This is a genomic window from Pseudomonas sp. 478, from assembly GCF_003254125.1.
Lineage (GTDB): Bacteria > Pseudomonadota > Gammaproteobacteria > Pseudomonadales > Pseudomonadaceae > Aquipseudomonas.
This window is the reverse complement of record NZ_QKZG01000004.1, coordinates 330,157-353,273: the sequence shown is the minus strand read 5'-3', so window position 1 is coordinate 353,273 and position 23,117 is coordinate 330,157. Positions and strand designations below refer to the sequence as shown.

At 58.7% G+C, this 23,117-nt stretch carries 19 protein-coding genes; 12 read left to right on the top strand and 7 right to left on the bottom strand.

Going from position 1 to position 23,117, the window contains the following annotated elements; genetic code table 11:
* The first annotated feature begins 16 nt into the window (after window positions 1-16).
* A complete protein-coding gene (locus DFS28_RS11390) occupies window positions 17-421 on the top strand; it encodes a MerR family transcriptional regulator (protein ID WP_111449822.1) in 405 nt (134 codons plus the stop codon).
* Here DFS28_RS11390 and DFS28_RS11385 read toward each other — a convergent pair.
* Entirely contained in the window at window positions 411-1,961 is a 1,551-nt protein-coding gene (locus DFS28_RS11385; RefSeq protein ID WP_111449821.1) for an MFS transporter, read from the bottom strand. The genes DFS28_RS11390 and DFS28_RS11385 overlap by 11 nt on opposite strands.
* 103 nt (window positions 1,962-2,064) lie before the next feature.
* Between DFS28_RS11385 and DFS28_RS11380 the strand changes: the two genes are divergently transcribed.
* The gene (locus tag DFS28_RS11380) at window positions 2,065-2,931 is read left to right on the top strand and encodes a LysR family transcriptional regulator (protein ID WP_111449820.1); all 867 of its coding nucleotides are present in this window, start codon (window positions 2,065-2,067) and stop codon (window positions 2,929-2,931) included.
* 39 nt (window positions 2,932-2,970) lie between these two features.
* Here the strand turns inward: DFS28_RS11380 and DFS28_RS11375 are convergent, their stop codons facing one another.
* The gene (locus DFS28_RS11375; RefSeq protein ID WP_111449819.1) at window positions 2,971-3,414 is read right to left on the bottom strand and encodes a co-chaperone YbbN; all 444 of its coding nucleotides are present in this window, start codon (window positions 3,412-3,414) and stop codon (window positions 2,971-2,973) included.
* A 343-nt stretch (window positions 3,415-3,757) separates the two neighbouring features.
* Between DFS28_RS11375 and DFS28_RS11370 the strand changes: the two genes are divergently transcribed.
* The 8 genes from DFS28_RS11370 to DFS28_RS11335 all read left to right on the top strand — a co-directional run bounded on the left by DFS28_RS11370 (window position 3,758) and on the right by DFS28_RS11335 (window position 10,454).
* Entirely contained in the window at window positions 3,758-4,606 is an 849-nt protein-coding gene (locus DFS28_RS11370) for a transporter substrate-binding domain-containing protein (protein ID WP_111449818.1), read from the top strand.
* Window positions 4,607-4,658: 52 nt separating this feature from the next.
* Window positions 4,659-5,321, top strand: coding sequence for an amino acid ABC transporter permease (locus DFS28_RS11365; RefSeq protein WP_007941741.1), 663 nt, complete (start codon window positions 4,659-4,661; stop codon window positions 5,319-5,321).
* Window positions 5,322-5,330: 9 nt separating this feature from the next.
* Window positions 5,331-5,993 carry an amino acid ABC transporter permease gene (locus DFS28_RS11360; RefSeq protein WP_111449817.1) on the top strand — a complete coding sequence of 221 codons (663 nt, stop codon included), beginning with the start codon at window positions 5,331-5,333 and terminating at the stop codon, window positions 5,991-5,993.
* A complete protein-coding gene (locus tag DFS28_RS11355) occupies window positions 5,990-6,781 on the top strand; it encodes an amino acid ABC transporter ATP-binding protein (RefSeq protein WP_111449816.1) in 792 nt (263 codons plus the stop codon). Before DFS28_RS11360 ends, DFS28_RS11355 begins: the two co-directional genes overlap by 4 nt.
* Window positions 6,782-6,825: 44 nt before the next feature.
* Window positions 6,826-7,215, top strand: a complete 390-nt coding sequence (locus DFS28_RS11350; RefSeq protein ID WP_038982964.1) for a RidA family protein — start codon at window positions 6,826-6,828, stop codon at window positions 7,213-7,215.
* 143 nt (window positions 7,216-7,358) lie between these two features.
* Entirely contained in the window at window positions 7,359-8,123 is a 765-nt protein-coding gene (locus DFS28_RS11345; protein WP_111449815.1) for an IclR family transcriptional regulator, read from the top strand.
* 39 nt (window positions 8,124-8,162) lie between these two features.
* Complete coding sequence (locus DFS28_RS11340) at window positions 8,163-9,380, top strand: amino acid deaminase (protein WP_111449814.1); 1,218 nt, start codon at window positions 8,163-8,165, stop codon at window positions 9,378-9,380.
* A gap of 141 nt (window positions 9,381-9,521) precedes the next feature.
* The gene (locus tag DFS28_RS11335; protein WP_111449813.1) at window positions 9,522-10,454 is read left to right on the top strand and encodes a sugar kinase; all 933 of its coding nucleotides are present in this window, start codon (window positions 9,522-9,524) and stop codon (window positions 10,452-10,454) included.
* A gap of 125 nt (window positions 10,455-10,579) precedes the next feature.
* Here DFS28_RS11335 and DFS28_RS11330 read toward each other — a convergent pair whose 3' ends face one another.
* Entirely contained in the window at window positions 10,580-10,855 is a 276-nt protein-coding gene (locus DFS28_RS11330) for a peptidylprolyl isomerase (protein ID WP_007898282.1), read from the bottom strand.
* Between the two features lie 69 nt (window positions 10,856-10,924).
* A complete protein-coding gene (locus tag DFS28_RS11325; protein ID WP_111449812.1) occupies window positions 10,925-13,462 on the bottom strand; it encodes a PAS domain S-box protein in 2,538 nt (845 codons plus the stop codon).
* A gap of 119 nt (window positions 13,463-13,581) precedes the next feature.
* Here DFS28_RS11325 and DFS28_RS11320 point away from each other — a divergent pair, with 119 nt between their 5' ends.
* On the top strand, window positions 13,582-14,691 hold the full coding sequence (locus tag DFS28_RS11320) for a PilT/PilU family type 4a pilus ATPase (RefSeq protein ID WP_111449916.1): 1,110 nt from the start codon (window positions 13,582-13,584) through the stop codon (window positions 14,689-14,691).
* Window positions 14,692-14,838: 147 nt separating this feature from the next.
* Window positions 14,839-18,675, top strand: a complete 3,837-nt coding sequence (locus DFS28_RS11315; RefSeq protein WP_132834024.1) for a hypothetical protein — start codon at window positions 14,839-14,841, stop codon at window positions 18,673-18,675.
* Between the two features lie 19 nt (window positions 18,676-18,694).
* On the opposite strand, the gene DFS28_RS11310 is transcribed toward DFS28_RS11315, so the two are convergent.
* The 3 genes from DFS28_RS11310 to DFS28_RS11300 form a co-directional block, all read right to left on the bottom strand.
* On the bottom strand, window positions 18,695-20,650 hold the full coding sequence (locus tag DFS28_RS11310; RefSeq protein WP_111449810.1) for an acetoacetate--CoA ligase: 1,956 nt from the start codon (window positions 20,648-20,650) through the stop codon (window positions 18,695-18,697).
* A gap of 148 nt (window positions 20,651-20,798) precedes the next feature.
* On the bottom strand, window positions 20,799-21,572 hold the full coding sequence (gene hbdH, locus DFS28_RS11305; RefSeq protein ID WP_111449809.1) for a 3-hydroxybutyrate dehydrogenase: 774 nt from the start codon (window positions 21,570-21,572) through the stop codon (window positions 20,799-20,801).
* A 7-nt stretch (window positions 21,573-21,579) separates the two neighbouring features.
* The gene (locus DFS28_RS11300; protein ID WP_111449808.1) at window positions 21,580-22,971 is read right to left on the bottom strand and encodes a GntP family permease; all 1,392 of its coding nucleotides are present in this window, start codon (window positions 22,969-22,971) and stop codon (window positions 21,580-21,582) included.
* Window positions 22,972-23,117 lie beyond the last annotated feature (146 nt).

The following is a 23,117-nucleotide window of genomic DNA, read 5'->3' as shown; positions in this document are numbered from 1 at the left end:
GGCAAATGAGGCTGAGATGAAGATTGGTGAATTGGCGCAGTTAAGCGGGTTGAACGCGTCGCGCATTCGGTTTTACGAGGCTCAAGGTTTGATTCGGCAGGTGGAACGCCGGGCCAACGGTTACCGGCATTACCCCGACCAAGCGTTGCAAACCCTGAAAATCATCCTTTGCGCCCAGCAGGCCGGGTTCAGCCTGGAAGAGTTGAAACAGTTGTTACCGGACAGTGCGACCGGTGAGTTCAAGCAAGACGAATTGCTCGCGGGTCTTACGCGCAAAGTCGAACAGATTGAAGAGATGCAGCTGCACTTGGCGCAGAGCAAGGCGCAGCTGTTGGAGGTGATCGACAACATTCAGACGCGACCCGAGGGCATGGGCTGCGAAGCGAATGCCCAGCGGGTATTGGCGTCGTTCAAGCCTTAGCGCCGAGGGCTGCAGTCGAGGGGGCAGGGATCGGATTGCGCATCAGCATGCCCACCACCAGCGCACCCAGTAATGCCAACAACCCCGCGACCCACAGCAACAGACTGAAGCCACCGACAAAGGCTTGCCGGGCCAACGGTTCGACCACCGTGCGCGCGGTTTCCGGCAACAGGCCCATCGCCGCCGTCATGTCACCGGCCACCACCCGCGAGGCGATGCCCTGGGTTTGGCCGAGCCATTGCGCACCTTGTGCCGCCAGGCTCGTACGCAACAACAGCTCGGTATGACTGGACAGCAACGCGCCGAACACGCCGATGGCCAGCACGATTGCGCTGAAGCGCATGGTGGTGCTCATGCCTGAAGCCATGCCGGTGCGCTCCCGTGGCACGCAGGCCATGATGTTCTTTTGCGTATCACCGTTGAGCAGCCCGGCACCGGCGCCGGTCACTGCAATCGCCAGGGCGAAGGACAGGTAACCGCCGCTGCTGACCGCCCAGGCGCTGAGCAGATTGCCGCTGCCGACCAGGGTCAAACCGGCGGCCATCAACGTGGCGGGGGTAAATCGACTCGCCAGACGTACGCCGATGCGCGGGCAAATCAGCATGGTCAGGGCAAACGGCAACATCCCCAGCCCTGAGGCGATGGCCGAGAAACCCAGGCCGTTTTGCAGGTAGAACGGCAGCAGGGTCATCATCACCTGGGCGCAACCAGCGTAGGCAAACATGCCCAACAGCGCGCCGATGAAACGCGGATGCTTGAACAGTTGCAGGTCGACCATCGGCCGCCGCTGCATCCGTTCAATCACCACGAAAAGCCCCAGCAACAAGGCGCCGCTAATAAGCCGAGCGTAGGTCAGCGGGTTGCTCCAGCCGATTCGGTTCGCCTCGATCAGGCCCCAGATCAGGCACAGCAAACTCGCACTGAACGCCAGGCTGCCCCAGGGATCGAGGCGTGCGGACTGAGTGTCGCGGGACTCCGGCACGGCGCGCCAGACCATCACCATCAGGAACAATCCGACGGGCAGGTTCAGGTAGAAAATCCAGCGCCAGCCCATGTATTCGGTGATCAGCCCGCCGACCGTCGGCGCGGCGGTCATCGCCACCCCCATGCACGCGCCCCAGAACGCCCAGGCCTTGGCCCGTTCCACTTCATCGTGAAACGTGTGGCCAATGGAGGCGAGGGCCGAAGTCAGCAGCAAGGCCGCGCCGACACCCTTGATCGCCCGGGCGATGTCGAGGAACAGCGCTGTGGGCGCGGCACCGCAACCGATGGACGCAAGGATGAAAATGGCCAATCCGCAGAGCAGGGTTTTCTGCCGGCCGAAGCGGTCGGCGATGCTGCCAGCCGGCAACAAAAGAGCGGCGAAGGCCAGCATGTAAGCGCTGACCACCCATTCGATGTCGGCAAAGTTAGCGCCCAGGTCCCGGGCGATCGTAGGCAGGGTGACGGCGACAATGTTGGTGTCGAGGACGATCAGCGAGCAAACGCCTGAGGCTGTGAGTAATGTCAAGCGCGGGCTCACCTTGGGTTTGACGGGCATGGCAGCGTTTCTCTACTGTAAAAGTCAGTGCAGCTTATCGCCGGTCGCTACTTTCCTTGTTAGGTACGCCTTGTCACTTCATTACCTTTGAGCTAACGCAACGATGGATATTCGCCATTTTCGCTATTTCCTCGCCGTCGCCCGGCAAGGCAACTTCACCCGCGCCGCCGAACAACTCGGTATCGCACCGCCGACCTTGACCCGACAGATCCAGGACATGGAGAACGAACTCGGCACGCGATTGTTCGTGCGCCAGACACGTGAAGTCAGCCTGACCGAGGCCGGCGCCGCGCTGTTGATCGAAGCCGAGGCGACGGTGCGGCAATTCGAATACGCTCAGTTCAACGCCCAGCGTGCCGGGCGCGGGGATATTGGCCATATCGAACTGGGTTACGTGGCGTCGGCGGTGTATTCGGGCTTGCTGCAGAAACAGGTGCAAGCCTTCGGTCGCGAGTGTCCTGACGTCAGCCTGAACGTACGGGAAAGTCCCATGGCGTCATTGCCGATGATGGTGGTCGAGGGGCGTTTCGATATTGGCTATGTCCGCTCACCCATGACCTTGCCAGAGGGCCTCGAAGCCATTCGCCTAGACGCAGAAGGCTTTGTGCTGGCGCTGCCGACCGAGTCCTGGCTGTGCCGACTGCCAGATATTGGCCCGGAACATTTGCAGAACGAGACGTTCATCCTGCCGGAGCAAATCAGCGGCACTTTGCAAGTCGCAGCCGAGGGCGGATTCGCGCCGAAACTGGGGGCGCAACCGGGTGGGTTGGTGGCGGTCATTGCGTTGGTGTCGTTGGGGCAGGGCGTTGCAGTTGTGCCCCAATCAGTGGTGGGTCACGTGGGTTTGCCCGGCGTGGTGTACCGGGCAATCAAAGGTTGCGAGGCGAGTTCGTGGTTGTCTTTGATTTATCGGCGATTCGAGAAGTCCGCGGCGGTAATCCGGTACATCGAGCAAGTCAAAAATCGCTAAGCGCAAAAACGATCCTTCAAACACTGGAAATGGCACCGACTAACCGTAAACCCGCCGACTCAACTGCCGGGTTGCGCGAGGCACAGTGCGCAACCTTCGCAGGGTCTGGCGCAACCACGCCAGATCGTGGACCGGTTTGCGCTTCACCGTTGCCGGTTTCACCTTGCCAATGTGCCTGGCGAAGTCCTCCTGCAGGGTTTGCTCAGTGCCGATTCCCTTGAGCTTCTTCACCAACTTCCCCTCCTTGTAAAACAGCACGGTGGGTGTGCCGGTGACGTCCGGGTGGCGGGGGGATTCGCTGGTATTGAGCATGTAGATCTGCGCGTGATGCCGATACGGCTCGGCGATCTGGCGAAACACCGGTCCGGCCATTTCGCAGGCGGGACAGTGCTGACTACCGAAGTACAAGATCACCGGGCGCCAGGTTTTCAGCGCCTTGCGGTAGACCGGGGCCAGCGCTTTGCGAGCGATTTTCGAGCTCATTGAAATCTCCTTTTTCACAGTGCATCGAGTGCCTGTTGAAGGTAAAGGAGTCAGCCGCGTTCAGTCTACTGTCAGAAATTACAGGTAGAGCGTTGCTTCATTTTGAATCGCTACCCTTCAAATGTGGTGCAAGTACCCGTGTGATGTGGCCAACGGTAGCGATGCTGGAGGTGTGCATTAGGTAACAGCGTGGCCTGTGCTTTGCCCATCTTATTGATTCACCTGGTTTTTCAATCTCCCCAACATTCCGCCCACATCCTGTGGCACACTTTCTGCTGTCTATTCCGTTGTTACATACCACCTTCCGGTATAGCGGAATAAACATCACCCTGGAGTGCTTGCCATGCATCGCCGACCTTTCTTGTTTAAAGCGTGTGTTTTTGTTTTCGCGGCTTCGGCTGCTGTCATGGGCGTGGCCCAGGCGGCGGACAGCAAGCTCGATAGCGTGCTGGCCCGCGGGAAACTGATTGTGGGCACGGGCAGTACCAATGCGCCGTGGCACTTCCAGGGAGCGGACGGCAAGTTGCAGGGTTTTGATATCGATATCGCGCGGATGGTGGCGAAAGGGTTGTTCAACGATCCGAGCAAAGTCGAGTTCGTGGTGCAGTCGTCCGATGCGCGGATTCCCAACCTGCTGACCGACAAGGTCGACATGAGCTGTCAGTTCATTACCGTCACCGCCAGCCGTGCCCAGCAAGTGGCGTTCACGCTGCCGTACTACCGCGAAGGTGTCGGCCTGCTGTTGCCGGCCAACAGCAAGTACAAGGAAATTGAAGACCTGAAAGCCGCCGGCGACAGCGTCACCGTGGCGGTGCTGCAGAACGTGTACGCCGAAGAACTGGTGCATCAGGCCTTGCCCAAAGCCAAGGTCGATCAGTACGACAGCGTGGACCTGATGTATCAGGCAGTGAACTCCGGCCGTGCCGACGCCGCTGCGACCGATCAGTCGTCGGTGAAATACCTGATGGTGCAGAACCAGGGGCGCTATCGCAGCCCGGCTTATGCCTGGAGCCCGCAAACCTACGCGTGCGCGGTCAAACGCGGCGACCAGGACTGGTTGAACTTCGTCAATACCGTCTTGCATGAAGGCATGACCGGCGTTGAATTCCCGACCTACGCGGCTTCCTTCAAGCAGTGGTTCGGTGTCGATCTGCCGACGCCAGCCATCGGTTTCCCCGTCGAATTCAAATGATCCCGTGAGAGCGGGGCGGTCATCAATCGCCCCGTTCAAGGTACCGCTGACCATGAACTATCAGTTGAATTTTGCCGCCGTGTGGCGCGATTTCGACACCTTGCTGGCGGGGCTCGGTCTGGGCCTCGAACTGGCGCTGGTGTCGATCGCCATCGGCTGCGTGATCGGCCTGCTGATGGCGTTTGCTTTGTTGTCGAAGCACCGCGCGTTGCGGGTGCTGGCGTCGGTGTATGTGACGGTGATCCGTAACACGCCGATTCTGGTGTTGATTCTGTTGATCTACTTCGCCTTGCCGAGCCTGGGGATTCGTCTGGACAAGATCCCGTCGTTCATCATCACTCTGTCGCTGTATGCCGGGGCCTATCTGACCGAAGTGTTCCGCGGTGGGTTGTTGAGCATTCCCAAAGGCCAGCGCGAAGCCGGGTTGGCGATCGGTCTGGGCGAGTGGCAGGTCAAGGCGTACGTCACCGTGCCGGTGATGCTGCGCAATGTGCTGCCGGCCTTGTCGAACAACTTCATTTCGCTGTTCAAGGACACCTCGCTGGCCGCGGCGATTGCCGTGCCGGAGCTGACCTATTACGCGCGCAAGATCAATGTCGAGAGCTACCGGGTGATTGAAACCTGGCTGGTGACCACCGCGCTCTATGTGGCGGCCTGTTACCTCATTGCCATGATGCTGCGTTACCTCGAGCAGCGTCTGGCGATTCGCCGATAGGAGGCCCACATGTACGAATCCCCCAGTTGGTTGCATGAGTTGTGGGTTGCCCGGGAGGTGCTGTGGCAAGGCTTTTTGACCAGTGTGCAGGTCTCGGCCCTGGCGATTCTGCTGGGCACGATGGTCGGCATCGTCGCCGGCCTGGTGCTGACCTACGGCAAGTTCTGGATGCGCGCGCCTTTCCGGTTTTACGTCGACATCATTCGCGGCACGCCGGTGTTTGTATTAGTGCTGGCCTGCTTCTATATGGCGCCGGCGCTGGGCTGGCAGATCAGTGCGTTTCAGGCTGGTGCGTTGGGGCTGACGCTGTTTTGCGGCTCCCATGTCGCCGAGATCGTGCGCGGCGCGTTGCAAGCGTTGCCCAGTGGTCAGATGGAAGCGAGCAAGGCCATCGGCCTGACGTTTTATCAAGCACTCGGTTACGTGTTGTTGCCTCAGGCGTTGCGGCAGATCTTGCCGACCTGGGTCAACTCGTCCACCGAGATCGTCAAGGCTTCGACGCTGTTGTCGGTGATCGGTGTCGCCGAGTTGTTGCTCAGCACGCAGCAGATCATCGCCCGGACCTTCATGACCCTCGAGTTTTACCTGTTCGCCGGATTGCTGTTTTTCGTCATCAACTACGCCATCGAATTACTCGGCCGGCACATTGAAAAGCGGGTGGCCTTGCCATGACTCCATCTAATAACGCTCAAAACGATCAGCCCTTGCTGGACATTCGCGGGTTGCACAAAAAGTACGGCCAGCTCGAAGTGCTCAAGGGCGTCGACCTGACAATGCAGCGCGGCAACGTCGTGACGTTGATCGGTTCCAGCGGTTCGGGCAAGACCACGCTGCTGCGCTGCGTGAACATGCTCGAAGAGTTCCAGGGCGGGCAGATCATGCTCGATGGAGAGTCCATCGGTTATGACGAGGTCAACGGCAAGCGCGTGCGTCACCCGGAAAAAGTCATCGCCCGGCATCGGGCCATGACCGGCATGGCGTTCCAGCAGTTCAACCTGTTTCCGCACCTCACGGCGTTGCAGAACGTAACCCTCGGTTTGCTCAAGGTCAAAAAGCTGCACAAGGATGAAGCGGTGGCCCTGGCGGAAAAATGGCTGGAACGGGTCGGCTTGCTGGAACGTCGCGATCACTTCCCCGGTCAGTTGTCCGGTGGTCAGCAGCAGCGTGTGGCGATTGCCCGGGCGATTGCGATGAACCCGAGCCTGATGCTGTTCGACGAAGTCACTTCGGCCCTCGATCCGGAACTGGTAGGCGAAGTGCTGAGCGTGATCAAAGGCCTGGCCGAGGACGGCATGACCATGCTGTTGGTGACCCACGAAATGCGGTTTGCTTTCGAGGTCTCGGACAAGATCGTCTTCATGAATCAGGGGCGGATCGAAGAGCAGGGGCCACCCAAGGAACTGTTCGAACGCCCGCAATCACCGCGTCTGTCGGAATTTCTCAAGAACACGCGGTTCTGATTTTTTTCAAAAGCATTTTCACTTTTCAATCAGGAGAAACACTCATGAGCATTACTCGTTACGGCACCGGCAGCACCGCCGGTGGCGGCCAGCCCCGTCCTTTCGCCCGCGCCGTTGAAGCCGATGGCTGGCTGCATGTGTCCGGGCAAGTACCGGCGCTGGATGGCGAAATCATTGTGGGTGGCATCGTCGAACAGACTCACCAGACTATGAAGAACCTGATCGCGATTCTCGAAGAGGCGGGTTATGGCCTCGAAGATGTAGTGCGCACCGGTGTGTGGTTGGAAGACCCGCGGGACTTCTGGAGTTTCAACAAGGTGTTCTCCGAATACTTCAAAAGCGAACACGCCCCGGCCCGGGCCTGTGTGCAGGCGAACATGATGGTCGATTGCAAGGTCGAGATCGACTGCGTCGCGTACAAGAAAAAGGCCTGAACCGCGGTGACTTCATCGCTAGCAGGCTAGCTCCCACAGGGAAACGCATTCCAAATGTGGGAGCTAGCCTGCTAGCGATGGCGGCCTAACGGTCGCCGCTGCACTCTGGTTAAACTCCCGGCACTTTTATGGGAACCAATGAAATGACCGAAGACACCATCAAGCGCCGGGCTCGCGGTCTGGACCGGGCGTTCGATATCCTCGATTTCCTCAAGGAAGTCGGCAAGCCCCTGCGCCCGAACGAAATCGCCAGCGGCATCGGCAGCCCGAAATCCACGGTCTACGAATTGGTTGCCTCGCTGCTGGAGCGACGGATTCTGGAGGCCGTGGGCAAGGACGGTCACGTCTACCTCGGCCGTCAGCTGTACTTCCTCGGGCAGGCACATTTACGCCATTTCGACCTGACCCGCGAGGCTGATCATGCCTTGCAGGAGATCGTCAGCCAGACCCGCGAAACCGCACAGATGTGCCTGCTCAACGGACGAAAATACACCGTGGCCTTGATGAAAGAGGGCGAGCGGCATTTCCGCATTTCCTCGGACATCGGCGAGAACGCGCCGATCCCCTGGACCGCTTCCGGGCGCCTGTTGCTGGCGCACTTGAGCGACCAGGAAATCGTCGACCTGATCGACCACGACGATTTCATCCTGCCCAATGGCGAGCGTCTGCCGCTGGAGCAGTTTCTCCAGGAGATTCGTCAGGCTGCTATTGATGGGTTCTTCTCTTTCGATAGCGTGGCCGACACCTTTACCCATTGCTTCGCCGCCCCGGTCAAAGACCCGAACGGCGTGGCCATTGCGACCCTGTGCATCGTCGCCCCACGGGCCGATGCCAAGAACAATTACAACGACTACCGCCGGGTGCTGATTGACAGTGCCAACAGCCTGGCCCGTCGCATCAACGAATAACAGCGGCTGCCTGCGGCCGCGAATGTGAGGAGTTCGACCATGTTTTCTGCCAAAAATACTGCCACCGTGGAAAAGGGCTTTGCCCACACCGGCGCCAATCTGGTGCGCGACGTCAGCCTGCCTGCGCTGGTGCTGCACCGCGAAGCGCTGGAACACAACATTCGCTGGATGCAGGACTTTGTCAGCAATAGCGGCGCGGAACTGGCGCCCCACGGTAAAACCAGCATGACCCCGGCGCTGTTTCGCCGCCAACTGGACGCCGGTGCCTGGGGCATCACCCTGGCCAGCGCCACGCAAACCCGCGCGGCTTACGCCCATGGCGTGCATCGGGTGCTGATGGCGAACCAATTGGTCGGCACGCCGAACATGGCGTTGATCGCCGATCTGCTGACGGACCCGACTTTCGACTTCCATTGCATGGTCGATCACCCGGACAACGTCGCTGACCTGGGCGCGTATTTCGCCTCCCGCGGTGTGCGCTTGAACGTGATGATCGAGTACGGCGTGGTCGGCGGTCGTTGCGGTTGCCGCACGGAAGACGAAGTGGTCGCGCTGGCCAAAGCCATTGCGGCACAACCGGCCCTGGCGCTGACCGGGATCGAAGGCTACGAAGGGGTGATTCACGGCGATCACGCGGTGAGCGGCATCCGTGCGTTCGCTGATTCTTTGGTGCGCCTGGCCGTGCAATTGCAGGACAGCGGCGCGTTCGCCATTCCCAAGCCGATCATCACTGCGTCGGGTTCGGCCTGGTATGACCTGATCGCTGAATCCTTCGAAACGCAGAACGCCGGCGGGCGTTTCCTCAGCGTGCTGCGTCCCGGCAGCTACGTAGCTCACGACCATGGCATCTACAAAGAAGCGCAATGCTGCGTGCTCGACCGCCGCAGCGACCTGCACGAAGGCCTGCGCCCGGCGCTGGAAGTCTGGGCTCACGTGCAGTCGTTGCCGGAACCGGGTTTTGCGGTGATCGCCCTGGGTAAACGCGACGTGGCCTACGACGCCGGGTTGCCGGTGCCGCTGTTGCGTTACAAGGCGGGCGTGGTGCCGGCGACAGGCGACGACGTCAGCGCCTGCAAGGTGACGGCAGTGATGGACCAGCATGCGTTCATGACCGTGGCGCCGGGAGTCGAGTTGCGGGTGGGGGACATTATTTCCTTTGGTACTTCGCACCCGTGCCTGACGTTCGACAAGTGGCGTATCGGGTGTCTGGTGGATGAGCAGTTGAATGTCATCGAAACCATGGAAACCTGTTTCTAAGGTTTAGACCGAGGCGCGGCCTTCGCGAGCAAGCCCGCTCCCACACTGGATCTCCGGTGTTCACAAGACCCCTGTGGGAGCGGGCTTGCTCGCGAAGACGTCCGGCCAGACAACACAGAAACACCAGAGACTACAAAAACAATGAACACCATCAACACCCTCGGCCCCAACACCCCGCGCATCGCCCTGATCGGCGAATGCATGATCGAGTTGCAGCAACGCGCCGACGGCAGCCTGCAACAGAGTTTCGGCGGCGATACCTTGAACACGGCGGTCTACCTGTCCCGGGAGCTGGGTGAGGGCGGCACGGTGGATTACGTCACCGCCCTGGGTGACGACAGTTTCAGCGACGCCATGTGCCAGAGCTGGGCCGATGAAAACATCGGGCTGGGCATGGTCCAGCGCTTGCCCGGCCGCTTGCCCGGCTTGTACTGCATCCAGACTGACGCTGCCGGCGAGCGGCGCTTTCTCTACTGGCGCAACGAAGCGGCAGTCCGCGATTGTTTCACCACCCCGGCCGCCGCGCCGATCCTGGCGGCACTGCCGGATTACGATGTGCTGTATTTCAGTGGCATCACCCTGGCGGTGCTCGGCGCGCAAGGTCGGGAAAAGTTACTGGAAACCCTGATCGAAGCCCGGCAGCGGGATGCGCGGATCGTGTTCGACAACAACTACCGGCCACGTTTGTGGACGTCGGTCGAGGACGCACGGGCGGCCTATCGCAGCGTTCTGCCGTATGTTGACCTGGCATTGCTGACCGTTGATGACGAGCAGGCGCTGTTTGATTTTTCCGATTGCGAGGCGGTGTTTGCCGCTTACGAGCAGATGGGTACGCCTGAAGTGGTACTCAAGCGTGGCGCCGAGGCGTGTCTGATTCGTTGTGATGGCGAGTCGTTTGAAGTGCCGGCGCAGGTGGTCGAGCGGGTGGTGGACACCACGGCGGCGGGGGATTCGTTCAGTGCGGCGTATTTGGCCAGTCGCCTGAAAGGAGGCAGCCCGGTTGAGGCGGCTGAAGCAGGGCATCGGTTGGCGAGTCGGGTGATTCAGGTGCCGGGGGCGCTCATTCCCCGATAAGTGGAGGATGGCCGCTTGCTGCGCAATCGGTTCGCGAGCAAGCCCGCTCCCACACTAGATCTCCGGTGTTCACATAACCCATGTGGGAGCGGGCTTGCTCGCGAAGGGGTCCTTAAACCAACCCATCAATCCCGGTAAAACACCTGCACCAGGTGATAGCCAAACTTGCTCTTGATCGGTCCGTGCACCACGCGCAACGGTTTTTTGAAAATCACTGCATCGATGACGCCGACCATCTGTCCGGGCCGCACTTCGCCCAGGTCGCCGCCGCGCTTGCCGGACGGGCAGGTGGAATACTTCTTGGCCAGCACATCGAAGGCTTCGCCCTTGGCGATGCGTTGTTTGAGCTGTTCGGCTTCTTCCGATGTTTTCACCAGAATATGGCGGGCTTGAGCTTTCATTGGGGCAGGTACCTTGCAACGGTGGTGGCTATGTGGGTGCCAGCGTGGGGCGCGCGATTATGCCTTAACTCAGTCCGGTTGGCCGATCATCGCGCGAATCTTGTTGGCCAACAGGTCCATGGAAAAGGGCTTGGCCACCATGTCCATGCCTTCTTCCAGGAAGCCTTGGCGCTCGGTGGCTTTTTCCGCATAACCGGTCATGAACAGCACTTTGAGCTCGGGGCGGTGCTGGCGCGCAATCTCTGCCAGTTGCCGGCCGTTCATCCCCGGCAGCCCGACATCGGTGACCAGCAAATCGACCCGCAGGTCGGACTCCAGCAGGGGCAGGGCGGTCTTCGCGTCTTCGGCTTCATGGGCGTGATAACCCAGCTCGTTGAGCAGGTCGAGCACCAGCATGCGCACCGCCGGGTCGTCCTCCACCAACACCACGGTTTCACCGGCAATCGCGGCCGGGGTTTCGCTGGTGACCGGCATCAGGACGTTTTCGGGCTCTGCGTCGTGCAACCGCGGCAGGTACAGACGAACGCTGGTGCCCTGGCCCGGCAAGCTGAACAGGCTGACATGCCCGCCCGACTGCTGGGCAAAACCATAAATCATCGACAGCCCAAGACCGGTGCCCTGGCCGATGGGTTTGGTGGTGAAGAATGGGTCGAAAGCCTTGGCCAGCACCGACGGGGTCATGCCGGTACCGTTGTCGCTGACGGCAATCATCAGATAATCCCCGGCCTTGACCGGTTCCAGGGTGTTGATGTCACTGCTGTCGAGGTAAACGTTGGCGGTTTCAATCCGCAACTCGCCGCCATCGGGCATGGCGTCCCGGGCGTTGATCACCAGATTGAGCAGGGCATTTTCCAGCTGGCTGACGTCGGTGCTGACCGGCCACACGTCATCGGCCAGTTGCAGTTTGAGCTCGATGTGGTCGCCCTTGGTCCGGCTGAGCAGATCTTCCAGGGAATGGATCAGATCATTGGCGTTCAGCGGCTTGCGGTCCAGTGACTGACGCCGGGAAAACGCCAGCAGGCGATGGGTCAGGGCGGCGGCGCGGTTGGCCGAGGACACTGCCGCCTCGCTGAAACGCCCTACCTCGGCGGCGCGCCCGTCGGCGATGTAGCGCTGCATCAAGTCGAGGCTGCCGATGATCCCGGTGAGCATATTGTTGAAGTCATGGGCGATGCCGCCGGTGAGCTGGCCGAGCGCTTCCATCTTCTGCGCATGCCGCAATGCTTCTTCGGCGCGTTCGCGTTCGAACATCTCGTTCTGCAGTCGCTGGTTGGCTTGCGCCAATTGTTGGGTGCGGGCGGCGACTCGCTCCTCAAGCGTTTCGTTGAGATTGCGCAGGGCTTCTTCGGTCTGTTTGCGCTCGGTTTCGTCAATTACAAAGATATAGAAACCATTGACCGCACCATCCGCGCCATGGCGTGGCAAGTAGTTCATCAGCGCATGGCGGATGCTGCCGTCACGGTGCGGGGTGCTAATGCTGAAACAACAAGGCTTGCCGGACAGCGCCTGGGCGATGTATTCGGCGCGCAATGCATAGGCTTCTTCACCCAGTACTTCACGGATGGTTTTGCCAAAGAGCTCCTGAGGCGTCAGCCCGTACCAGTCGAGGTAGGCCGCATTGTTCAGGCGAAAGCGTTCTTCGCTGTCCACGTAGCTGATCAGGATCGGCATGGCGTTGATGATCAGTTGCAGCTCGGTCTGACTTTGCCGCAAGGCTTGTTCTGTGTGTTTGCGCTCGGTCAGGTCCAGGGCGGCGCCGAGGAAGCGGATCGGCCGGCCATGGTGGTCCTTGTAGCAACGACCCCGGGCGAACACCCAGCGCAGCTGACCGTCGGCTTGCAGCAGGCGATATTCCTCGGCGTACTCGGTGCCGTGGGTGATGGAGTGCTTGATGCTGCGGGCGACCATGGCGCGATCTTGCGGGTGCACGCCTTGAAGGTAGGCGCTGATGGGCAACTGATTGGCAAGCAGCGGGTCGATACCGTGTAACTGGGCGAAGTGGGCGTCGGCAATGAAACGGTCTTCGTTGATGTCCCAGTCCCAGGTGCCCACGGCGTCGGTGGCCGCGAGGGCCAGTTGCAGGCGCTCCTCGGTTTCGTGCTGGGCCTTGAGGCTGGCAGCCGAACGCTGCTCGAGTTCCAGGGCGATGCGTCGGCGTTCGTTGGTTTCGATGGCGGTCACCAGAATCCCGGCGACCTGGGCGCTTTCATCGCGGATGGGGCTGTAGGTCAGGTCCAGCCAGAAGTCGGAATCCTGGCCATTACGCTGCAAGGTGAAGCGCTGTTCGCTGTAGGTCCGTACCTGTCCTTGTAGGACGGCGCTGTAAATGGGGTCGGTAAAGTCTTTTAACTCTGGCCAGATCAGGTGTGTCGGCTGTCCGAATGCATGTGGATGCTTGCTGCCGGACAGCAGGGCGAAGCCGTCGTTGTAGATCTGCGTGAGCTGCGGCCCCCACAGCAACAGCATGGGCATCGGCGAATGAATCACGATATCCACGGCGGTTCGCAGGCTTTGCGGCCAGGTACTGGCAGCGCCCAGTGGGCTGAGTCTCCAGTCCAGTCGGGCAATCAAGGCCTGGGCATCGCTGCCGGTCGGTGTTGCGTTCATCAAGATGTCCTGCACTTAAGTCGGTGTGGCGGTGTCGACTATCCTTGTACCGCAGTAGAGGCTGGAAGACCCGTTTGGGTCGTTTTTATTCATTGAATGCTTCGCGGGTGCTTTTTGCCATGGAAATCGATGCACTGTTAGGGCTCCTGGCCAGCCAGAATGGCTCCGATCTTTATCTGTCCACCGGTGCGCCACCCAGCGCACGGTTCGAGGGTGTGCTTAAACCCTTGGCTGATCAGCCGTTCAAGCCGGGGGAAGTCGCGGCCATTGCCGCGTCCATCATGGACGCCGAACAGCGTCTGGAGTTCGATCGGGAACTGGAGATGAACCTGGCCATTTCTTTGACGGGTGTCGGGCGCTTTCGGGTCAATATCTTCAAACAACGCAATGATGTGTCGATCGTGGCGCGCAACATCAAGCTCGACATTCCGCGTTTCGAAAACTTAAAACTGCCGCCGGTACTGCTCGAGACGGTGATGCTCAAACAAGGGCTGATGCTGTTCGTCGGCGCTACCGGCTCGGGCAAGTCTACCTCGCTGGCGGCATTGATCGACTACCGCAATCGCCACAGCAGTGGCCACATCATCACCATTGAAGACCCGGTCGAGTACATCCATCGGCACAAGAAGTCGATCATCAACCAGCGCGAGGTCGGCGTCGATACCCGCAGTTTTCACGCCGCATTGAAAAATACCCTGCGCCAGGCACCGGACGTGGTGCTGATCGGCGAAATCCGTGACCGCGAGACTATGGAGCATGCGCTGGCGTTTGCCGATACCGGTCATCTGGTGATTTCCACCCTGCATGCCCACAACGCCCATCAGGCGCTGGACCGCATCATCAACTTCTTCCCCGAGGAACGGCGGACACAGCTGCTTCACGACCTGGGCAACAACCTCAAGGCGTTCGTGTCCCAACGGTTGGTGCACACCCGGGATGGTCAGCGACGGGCGGCGGTGGAAGTGATGATTGGCACGCCGACCATTGGCGATCTGATCCGGCGCAATGAATTGGATGAACTTAAAAACATCATGGAAAAGTCTGCGCAGTTGGGTATGCAGACCTTCGATGACGCGCTGTTTGCATTAGTGAAAGAAGGTGCTGTCAGCGAAGACGAAGCCCTGAAAAATGCCGACTCTGCCAATAATCTTAAACTGCGGATTAAGTTAAATAATAATGGCGCTTCTACCCCTGATTCATCTTCTGGTGAGTGGGGATTAATGGAGTGATTGTTCTTTTGATTTTGTGTTAGTTGGCAAGTTCTGAAATTCCATCTAATAGTTTTTGAGTGGCTTGTTTTGCGCCGGAAAGTAAGACTTTGTTCTTGCTGCATTGTCAGTCATTTAAATATATGAGGTGGTATTGTGTGTGTTGCGTTGAAACGTAAATTTTTTTATTCGTCTGTTTTTGCTCCTGAGGAATTACAGCGTCGTTCAAAGGCAGATGAAGCAGAACGGAAAAAAGTATTGCAGTTGTTAAAGGACGCCTTGGAAGAACAACCCTCAGATGAGTTGTTTGAGTGGCAAGGGTATGATTTATATTTGGAAGAGGGGTCCTCGCTTTATGAAATTCATATGCCCGGGCGGGTAATATGGCATCAATTAACTCAAAATTCCCACGTGTTTGCGGCGCTTCGCGAAAACAGGCCCATGAGCTCGGACATGATTCGTGTGGCTGACGATGGCACGATTGAGCTGTACAGGGATGCATCAGTGAGCTGGGAAAAAATTGAGGTTAATGCGCATGCTTTAACAGATGTCCCCCGTAGACTCAGTGAACTGGGGGATATCGCCAAGCAAGCCGGTGGCTTTATAAACGCGACAGATGTTGTGGATGTTGAACAATGGCTCAGGTTTCACGACTTGCATTTGCCAATAGACGCTGTGCAAACCAAAAACATGATTGATGTTTTTGAATTTGATCCGGTCGTTGATGAGCTGGGTAACTACTGGGGGCAACTTGTTACTGATAACCAGTCGTTAGTCGTGTTGTCCGCCGAGCAAGTTACGGGTGTTCGTCAGGCCACTGCAAAACTTATAGCTCCGGACAAAAAGCTGCTGGACAAACTGTACCGCGAAACGGGTGGTACTTTTGTAACGCACGATAACGTCGCCGAACGTATCGCTCAGTTGGTCAAGCATCCGGTGGCCCAAGCCTGCGCCAGAAACCTCCTGAAGGAACTGGACTGGTTCGGTGCAACATCCGGGCAAGACGTATTTGCACAGGATCTTGAGCAACTATTGATAACGGCTATTTTGCTGGAGCTGTATCCAGACATCGGTAAAGCTCAAGGCAGGAAGAGTATCGGCGGGCTCGATTTGTATGCACCGACCAATGTCGAGCGATCTTCGTTGGTCGTGCGCAACGAGCTGGAAACCTTTCTGTGCACCAAAGGCTGGGTAAGTCCTGTCTTGGCCCCAATGGCATCGCACCTGCTACTGGCGGAAATTGCCCCGGAATTTCTGGTCAGGGGTGTTCCATCGTCGCTGAAGATGGGCTCGGTTGCCTGGGTGGTCTTTTGCCGTGGCGTTGCGCTGGTGGAGGCCGTCACGAAAGGGGCGTCGCGTGTGCTGACCTATGGGCAAATCATGGCTTACGTCGAACTTGAGCCTGTCAGTTCGCCCCTATCCCGTCTGCGGGATTTGGCAATGATCGATCCAATCGTTGACTGGGCATTGTTGAATGGTGTTATCAAGTCAAGTGAACTCACTCAAGCGGCGAAGGAAACGACGGAGCGGGCTATTGCCGCTTTCGAGGATTACACAGAGCACTTCACCCATCTAGCGCGGGTAGTTTCCAATCCCTTGCCCAGTAGAGAAGACATCGCTCGGAAAGCCTTGGAAGAAGTGGCACCCGGTTGTGATTTCCTCGACCAGAAAGTTATCTATCAACGCCCCGGCCTGTATGCCTCACCCACCGCCATGTCGATGGTCGATTTGCATATGTCGGGAGACCTGGCGAGCGGTCAGTGGGATCTTCGCGCTGTCTTTCCCGACGACGTCACGACACCTGACTTGCTGGCCGGTGTGACCCGTTACAAAAGGCCAACCTACCACGATCCCTCCGTACTCAGCATTTACAAACGCTTTCCTCTGTTGTCGTACCTGGCACCCAACAATGTCGAATTTCACCGGCAATTGCGGGGCTATCTCGGGAATTTGAATAGTGCGGTGGTCACAAATGTGAAGTTGGCCCTTTCACACATGCTCCCCTTTGATCTGGAAATCTTTCTGAAAGGCAAGATTACTTTCTTTACCCTTCGCGGTGCGGCGGTAGAGATATCCTCCCGCCGTTTCGGAGGGCCGCTTACGCTTGATACAGACTACGAAACCCAGCAAGGCAAGGATGCTGTCACAGGGCGCTTTGGCGTTGTTATGTACGCTACCCACGAAAACACGGTTGCCTGCTATGAGTTGTTTACCTTCAGAGGGGAACTGCGGAAAAACGACATTCTCGGGAAGCTGATAACTTCGCAAGGAAAATGTTCGGGTCGCTCCAGAATCGATTTTAACGGCGATATGAATGCGCAAGTGGCACCTACGCCTCTGGAAGCGTTGCCTATCACTCTCAAGGAATACACGGAGGGGGTTGCAGCTGAGCATCATGCACGCAGCGACATGGCGATTATTGAAAAGTTGGGTGAGCTCCCGGCACCAAGGTCTGTGGTAGCGCGCACGCAGAGTGTTTATATGAATTTTGGCAACCCACAGTTTGTAAGAATCGCCGAGTTCGTCGTGAACAATCACCCGTTTCGCAAGTTTTCTGAAGTTGAAGCAATGGCCACCGTGCCGACAGCGCTTGAAAGCCAGCGCAAAATGGGCAATGACACTGCCGATTACATCGTGGATCTGGTGGTGCCCTTTAAAAAGTGCATCGAGGATTTATCTTCTGGGGAACACAATAAGGTGGTCGACGGGATCTATGGTTGTGCCATGGATGCCATTGCTTTGGGAGGGGCCTTCGCGGGTGCGGCCGCCAAAGCGCTGAGCATTTCGTCGAAGGCCGTCTCCTTGTCGTCCAAAGCCGCCCAGATGACCAAGCTAGCCTTCGTGACTTCCGTTTCCCTTATCAACCCGCTGGATGGCGTGCCTACGGCATTGTTCGGCGCCGGGAAACTCGTCCACAAGGGGGCGCTACGCTTTAACAGGCAGGCTCAAGAGATACTCGGGCTGGCGCAATCCCAGTTGCAAAAACTCAATGGCCGGCACAAAACCTATGACTTGATTCGCGCAGCCAATCGCGCCGATACCACCGGACAGGGTACCTGGCGACCCCTTGGCGCAACCGGTGACACATTAACGGTGGTAGCAACGCGTAACGCTCGCCAATGGTATGCCCTTGATCGATTGGGCAAACCCTGGGGACCAAAACTGAACAACTTCACCTTTCAGGCACCGATTCAATTCCCGCGATTCAGTAAGACATTGCCTCTCAACTATACCCGGCAGTTCATTGAGCAAAGCTTGCCGCTGGCGCGTGCAAAAATCGAAAACGCGATCAACGTCCTGAACAGTCTTGACTTGACGAAGGAACGCAACGCAATCGTCAAGGTGCTGATGGGAAGCAACTCAAACGATGCATTCGAACGGTTGTTGAGCTATCTGAGATTGGTCAGGGCTGACTTTGCAGGTCTTTCCATCAGTAACATATTTCTCGACCCACTCAAGACCACTAACAACATTGCTGCTTTCAACATGGACGCGTACCAGCAATGGAAAGACGCACAAGACCCATCCGACACGAAATTCATTGAAATCTATACGCCCAATCTCAACAAACACTTCATCGGCCTGGGTTTCAACCATGATGTCGTGGCAGACGACTTGATTCATGAGTTGTTCCACGGTGCTTCACAGACCGATGATGTCAGCTACGCCCGCGATGCCGGACGCAACGGCGAAAGAGGGCAGTTGCTGGATGTAGCGCCGCTGCTGAACCTGGCGTCGGGACGTCTGCCAGTTACAGATGAGGGCCCAGCCTGTCACGCCAGTTCCAAAGCCTTTGAAAATGCTGACTCACTGGCGGTGACCACCTCGCTGCTGAGCCAGTTGTATACGGACAGGAATGCTTATGAACTCAATATGTCCATCCTGCGCGGCGCGCTCGAAGCGAACTCCGGGCGCGCGATTGACCAGCCGGTTCTGATCACTCTGAACAACTCTATTGCGCCGAAACCTACCAGTGGAAGGCGCCCAGGTTCGCACATGAGTTAACACGCGCACGCACGATCGTTTAAGTGCCGAGTTCCGGCCGATCCCGAAATTGCTCAAGCGCTTCGGGATTGGCCAAGGCATCAGTGTTTTTTACTTTCTCGCCATGCACCACGTTACGCACCGCGAGTTCCACGATTTTGCCGCTGATGGTGCGCGGTATATCGGTCACCGCAACAATCTTCGCCGGCACATGCCTCGGTGTGGTGTTGGCGCGGATGACCTGGCGAATCTGTTGTTGCAGCGCTTCGTCCAGTTCGACGCCCTCGCGCAATCGCACGAACAGTACCACCCGCACGTCATCCTGCCATTGTTGACCGATGGCCACGCTGTCCAGAACCTGTGGGATTTTCTCCACCTGACGGTAGATTTCCGCGGTGCCGATGCGCACGCCGCCGGGGTTGAGCACGGCGTCGGAGCGTCCGTGGATCATCATCCCGCCGTGGGGCAATTGTTCCGCGTAATCGCCTTGAGCCCAGACACCGGGGAACTGACTGAAATACGAGGCGCGAAGCTTTTCCTGCCGAGGGTCATTCCAGAACCCGATGGGGATTGCCGGAAAGTGCCGGGTGCACACCAGCTCACCTTTTTCGCCAATCACCGGCTGGCCATTGTCGTTCCAGACTTCCACCGCCATGCCCAGGCTTTTGCCTTGTATCTCGCCACGGCGTACCGGTTGCAGCGGATTGCCGTTCACAAAACACGAGACGATGTCGGTGCCGCCGGACATCGAGGCCAGGCACAGGTCAGGCTTGAGGTCGCGGTAGACGTAGTCGTAACTCTGCGGCGACAACGCGGAGCCGGTGCACAGCAGGGTTTTGAGGCTGCTCAGGTCGTGGCTTTCGCGAGGTTTGATGCCGCTGCTTTCCAGGGTCGCGAGGTACTTGGGGCTGGTGCCGAAGACACTGATGCGTTCGTCGTCGATCAGGTCGACCAGACGCTCGGGACCTGGATGAAATGGCGAGCCGTCGTACAGCACCACCGTGCTGTCCACGGCCAGCGCCGAGACCAGCCAGTTCCACATCATCCAGCCGCAGGTGGTGTAGTAGAACAAGCGGTCGCCGGGGCCGAGGTCGCAATGCAATCCATGCTCCTTGACGTGTTGCAGCAACACGCCGCCGGTGCTGTGAATAATGCATTTCGGCACGCCGGTGGTGCCGCTGGAATAGAGGATGTACAGCGGATGCGCAAAGGGCACGGGGACGAAATCCGGCTCGCCGCCCACATCGTAGAAATCATCCCAGAGCGTCACGTTGGCCCGGGTGTGGAAATGTTCGATGCGCGCTTGCGGTCGGGCGTAAGGCACGACAATCAACTGCTGCAAGGACGGCAAGCGCTCGAGGATTTCATTGACCTTGGCCGTCTGGTCGATGTCCTTGCCGGCATAGCGGTAACCGGCGCAGGTGATCAGCACTGTCGGCTCGATCTGGCCAAAACGGTCGATTACGCCCTGGGTGCCGAAGTCCGGTGAGGAGCAGGACCAGATCGCCCCCAGGCTAGTGGTGGCGAGCATCGCCACGAGGGTTTGCCAGGTATTGGGCATGCACGCGGCCACTCGGTCGCCAACGACGACGCCAGCGGCGATCAGGCTCTGTTGAAAGCCGGCGACATGCTCCGCCAGTTCTGCCCAGGTCAGGTGTTCACGCTGGCCGTTCTCGCCGATGGCAATGACCGCCACGGCATCGTCACGACGGCGCATCAGGTGTTCGGCGAAGTTCAGGGTGGCGCCGGGAAACCATTGGGCGCTGGGCATTTGCGCGCCCTCAACCAGTACAGCGTCCGGTTGATCGTGGAAACGGATGTCGAAGAAATCGACGATGGCCTGCCAGAACGCTTCACGCTGATCGATGGACCATTGATGCAGGGCAGGGTAGTCGTCGACATGGAGATTGTGTCGCTGATTGATGAAGCGCCGGAAGGCCTCCATGCGGGTCTTGCCGATGCGCTTGGCGCTGGGTTGCCAGAGGATGTCGGACATGGCTTGCCTCTTCTTCTATCTTCAGATCCATTCGCGGGCAAGCCACGCTCCCACAGGGTTTGTGTCGAACCCTAATCCAGCGCCAACCACAAAAACCTGTGGGAGCGTGGCTTGCCCGCGATGAACGATAACGCGGTCTAACGTCAGATCACTGCGCCAACCACCCACCATCAATATTCCACGCCGCGCCACGCACCTGACTACCGGCCTCGCTGCACAAAAACAGCACCAGCTCGCCCAATTGTGGCGGCGTCACAAACTCCAGGGAAGGCTGCTTCTCGGCCAGCAAATCATGTTGCGCCTGTTGCGGGTCGATCCCTTTGGCGATGCGGTCATCAATCTGCTTCTGCACCAGTGGCGTCAACACCCAACCTGGGCAGATGGCGTTGCAGGTGACATTGGTGGTGGCGGTTTCCAGCCCGACCACCTTGGTCAAACCGATCACCCCATGCTTGGCTGCCACGTAAGCCGCCTTGCCCACCGACCCGACCTGGCCGTGCACCGAAGCGATGTTGATGATCCGTCCCCAACCCTTGGCGCGCATGCCTGGCAGGCTCAAACGGGTGCTGTGGAACACCGACGACAGGTTGATCGAAATGATCGAATCCCAGCGCTCCACCGGGAACTCTTCCACCGGCGCCACATGCTGAATACCGGCGTTGTTGACCAGGATGTCCACGCCGCCGAACTCACGCTCGGCGTAGGCAATCATGTCGGCGATTTGCTCAGGGTTGCTCACATCAGCCGGGTGATGGCCGACCTTGCCACCAAATTGCTCAACCTCGGCAATCACCTTGGACGCATCGCCGAAACCGTTGAGGATCAGGTTGGCGCCAGCCTTGGCCAGGCTGAGGGCTATCCCTAAGCCGATGCCGCTGGTGGAACCGGTGACCAGTGCAGTCTTGCCCGAAAGAGTCGTCATGAATACCTCACACAATGCCAGTGGCGTAGAAAGTACCGATCACCACAAAAACCGCCAGGGTCTTGATCAGCGTAATACAGAAAATGTCTTTGTAGGCTTCACGGTGGGTCAGGCCGGTGACCGCCAGCAAGGTAATCACCGCGCCGTTGTGCGGCAGGGTGTCCATGCCGCCACTGGCCATCGCGGCCACCCGGTGCAGCACTTCCAGCGGGATGTTGGCGGCGTGGGCCGCTGCGATGAAGTCATTGGCCATGGCCGCCAGCGCAATGCTCATGCCACCCGATGCAGAACCGGTGATACCGGCAAGAAGGGTCACGGTGATCGCTTCGTTGACCAGCGGATTGGGAATGCTTTTGAGCCAGTCGGCCAATACCAGGAAGCCCGGCAAGGAGGCGATTACCGCACCAAAGCCGTATTCCGATGCGGTGTTCATCGCCGCCAGCAACGAACCGCTGACCGCGCTTCGACTGCCTTCAGCCAACTTGCCGCGAATCGCCTGGAAGCCGAACACCAGCACCATGACGATGCCCACCAGCAACGCAGCTTGAACGGCCCAGATCGCCGTGAGTTTGGCGATGTCGGTGGTCACCGGCGCGGCCATGCCCGGCAGCGCGAGGTTGTGGGTTTTGCCGTACCACTGTGGAATCCATTGGGTAAACAGCAGGTTCATGATGCCCACCGCCAGCAGCGGCGACAGTGCGATCCATGGATTGGGCAGTTTGATGTCGGCAGCGGTTTCCGGCTCGTTGCGCAGCTCGGTGCCATAACCCTCACCGGCGCGCTGGGCCTTGTTGCGCTGGCGCTGCAGAAACAGCATGCCGACGCAGACCACGAAGATCGCGCCGATCAGGCCCAGCCAGGGCGCGGCCCAGGCGGTGGTGTTGAAGAAGGTGCTGGGGATGATGTTCTGGATTTGCGGGGTGCCGGGCAGGGCGTCCATGGTGAACGAGAATGCGCCGAGGGCGATGGTCGCCGGGATGAGACGCTTGGGAATATTGCTCTGGCGGAACATTTCAGCAGCAAACGGGTAGACCGCGAACACCACCACGAACAGCGACACGCCGCCGTAAGTCAGCAGGGCGCAGACCAGTACGATCACCAGCATCGCCTGACGCGTGCCGAGCAGGCGAATCGCCGCTGCGACGATGGAGCGCGAAAAGCCCGACAGCTCGATCAGCTTGCCGAACACGGCACCGAGCAGGAACACCGGGAAATACAGTTTGATGAAGCCGACCATTTTCTCCATGAACACCCCGGTGAAAGCGGGGGCGACCGCGGAAGGGTCGGTGAGCAGAACGGCGCCGAGGGCGGCAATCGGGGCAAAGAGGATAACGCTGTAGCCACGGTAGGCCGCGAGCATTAGCAGCGTGAGGGCTGCCAAGGCAATGATCACACTCATGGTGTGTCTCCTGAATTGTTATTTTTGTAGGGTGGAACTGTTGTGGGAGAGGGCTTTAGCGAGTTTCGTGCCATGCATGCAACACGTTGAAATATAAAGATATTTTTTGAGCGGGGCATCGGTTCTGGATTGTTTGTCTCTATTTT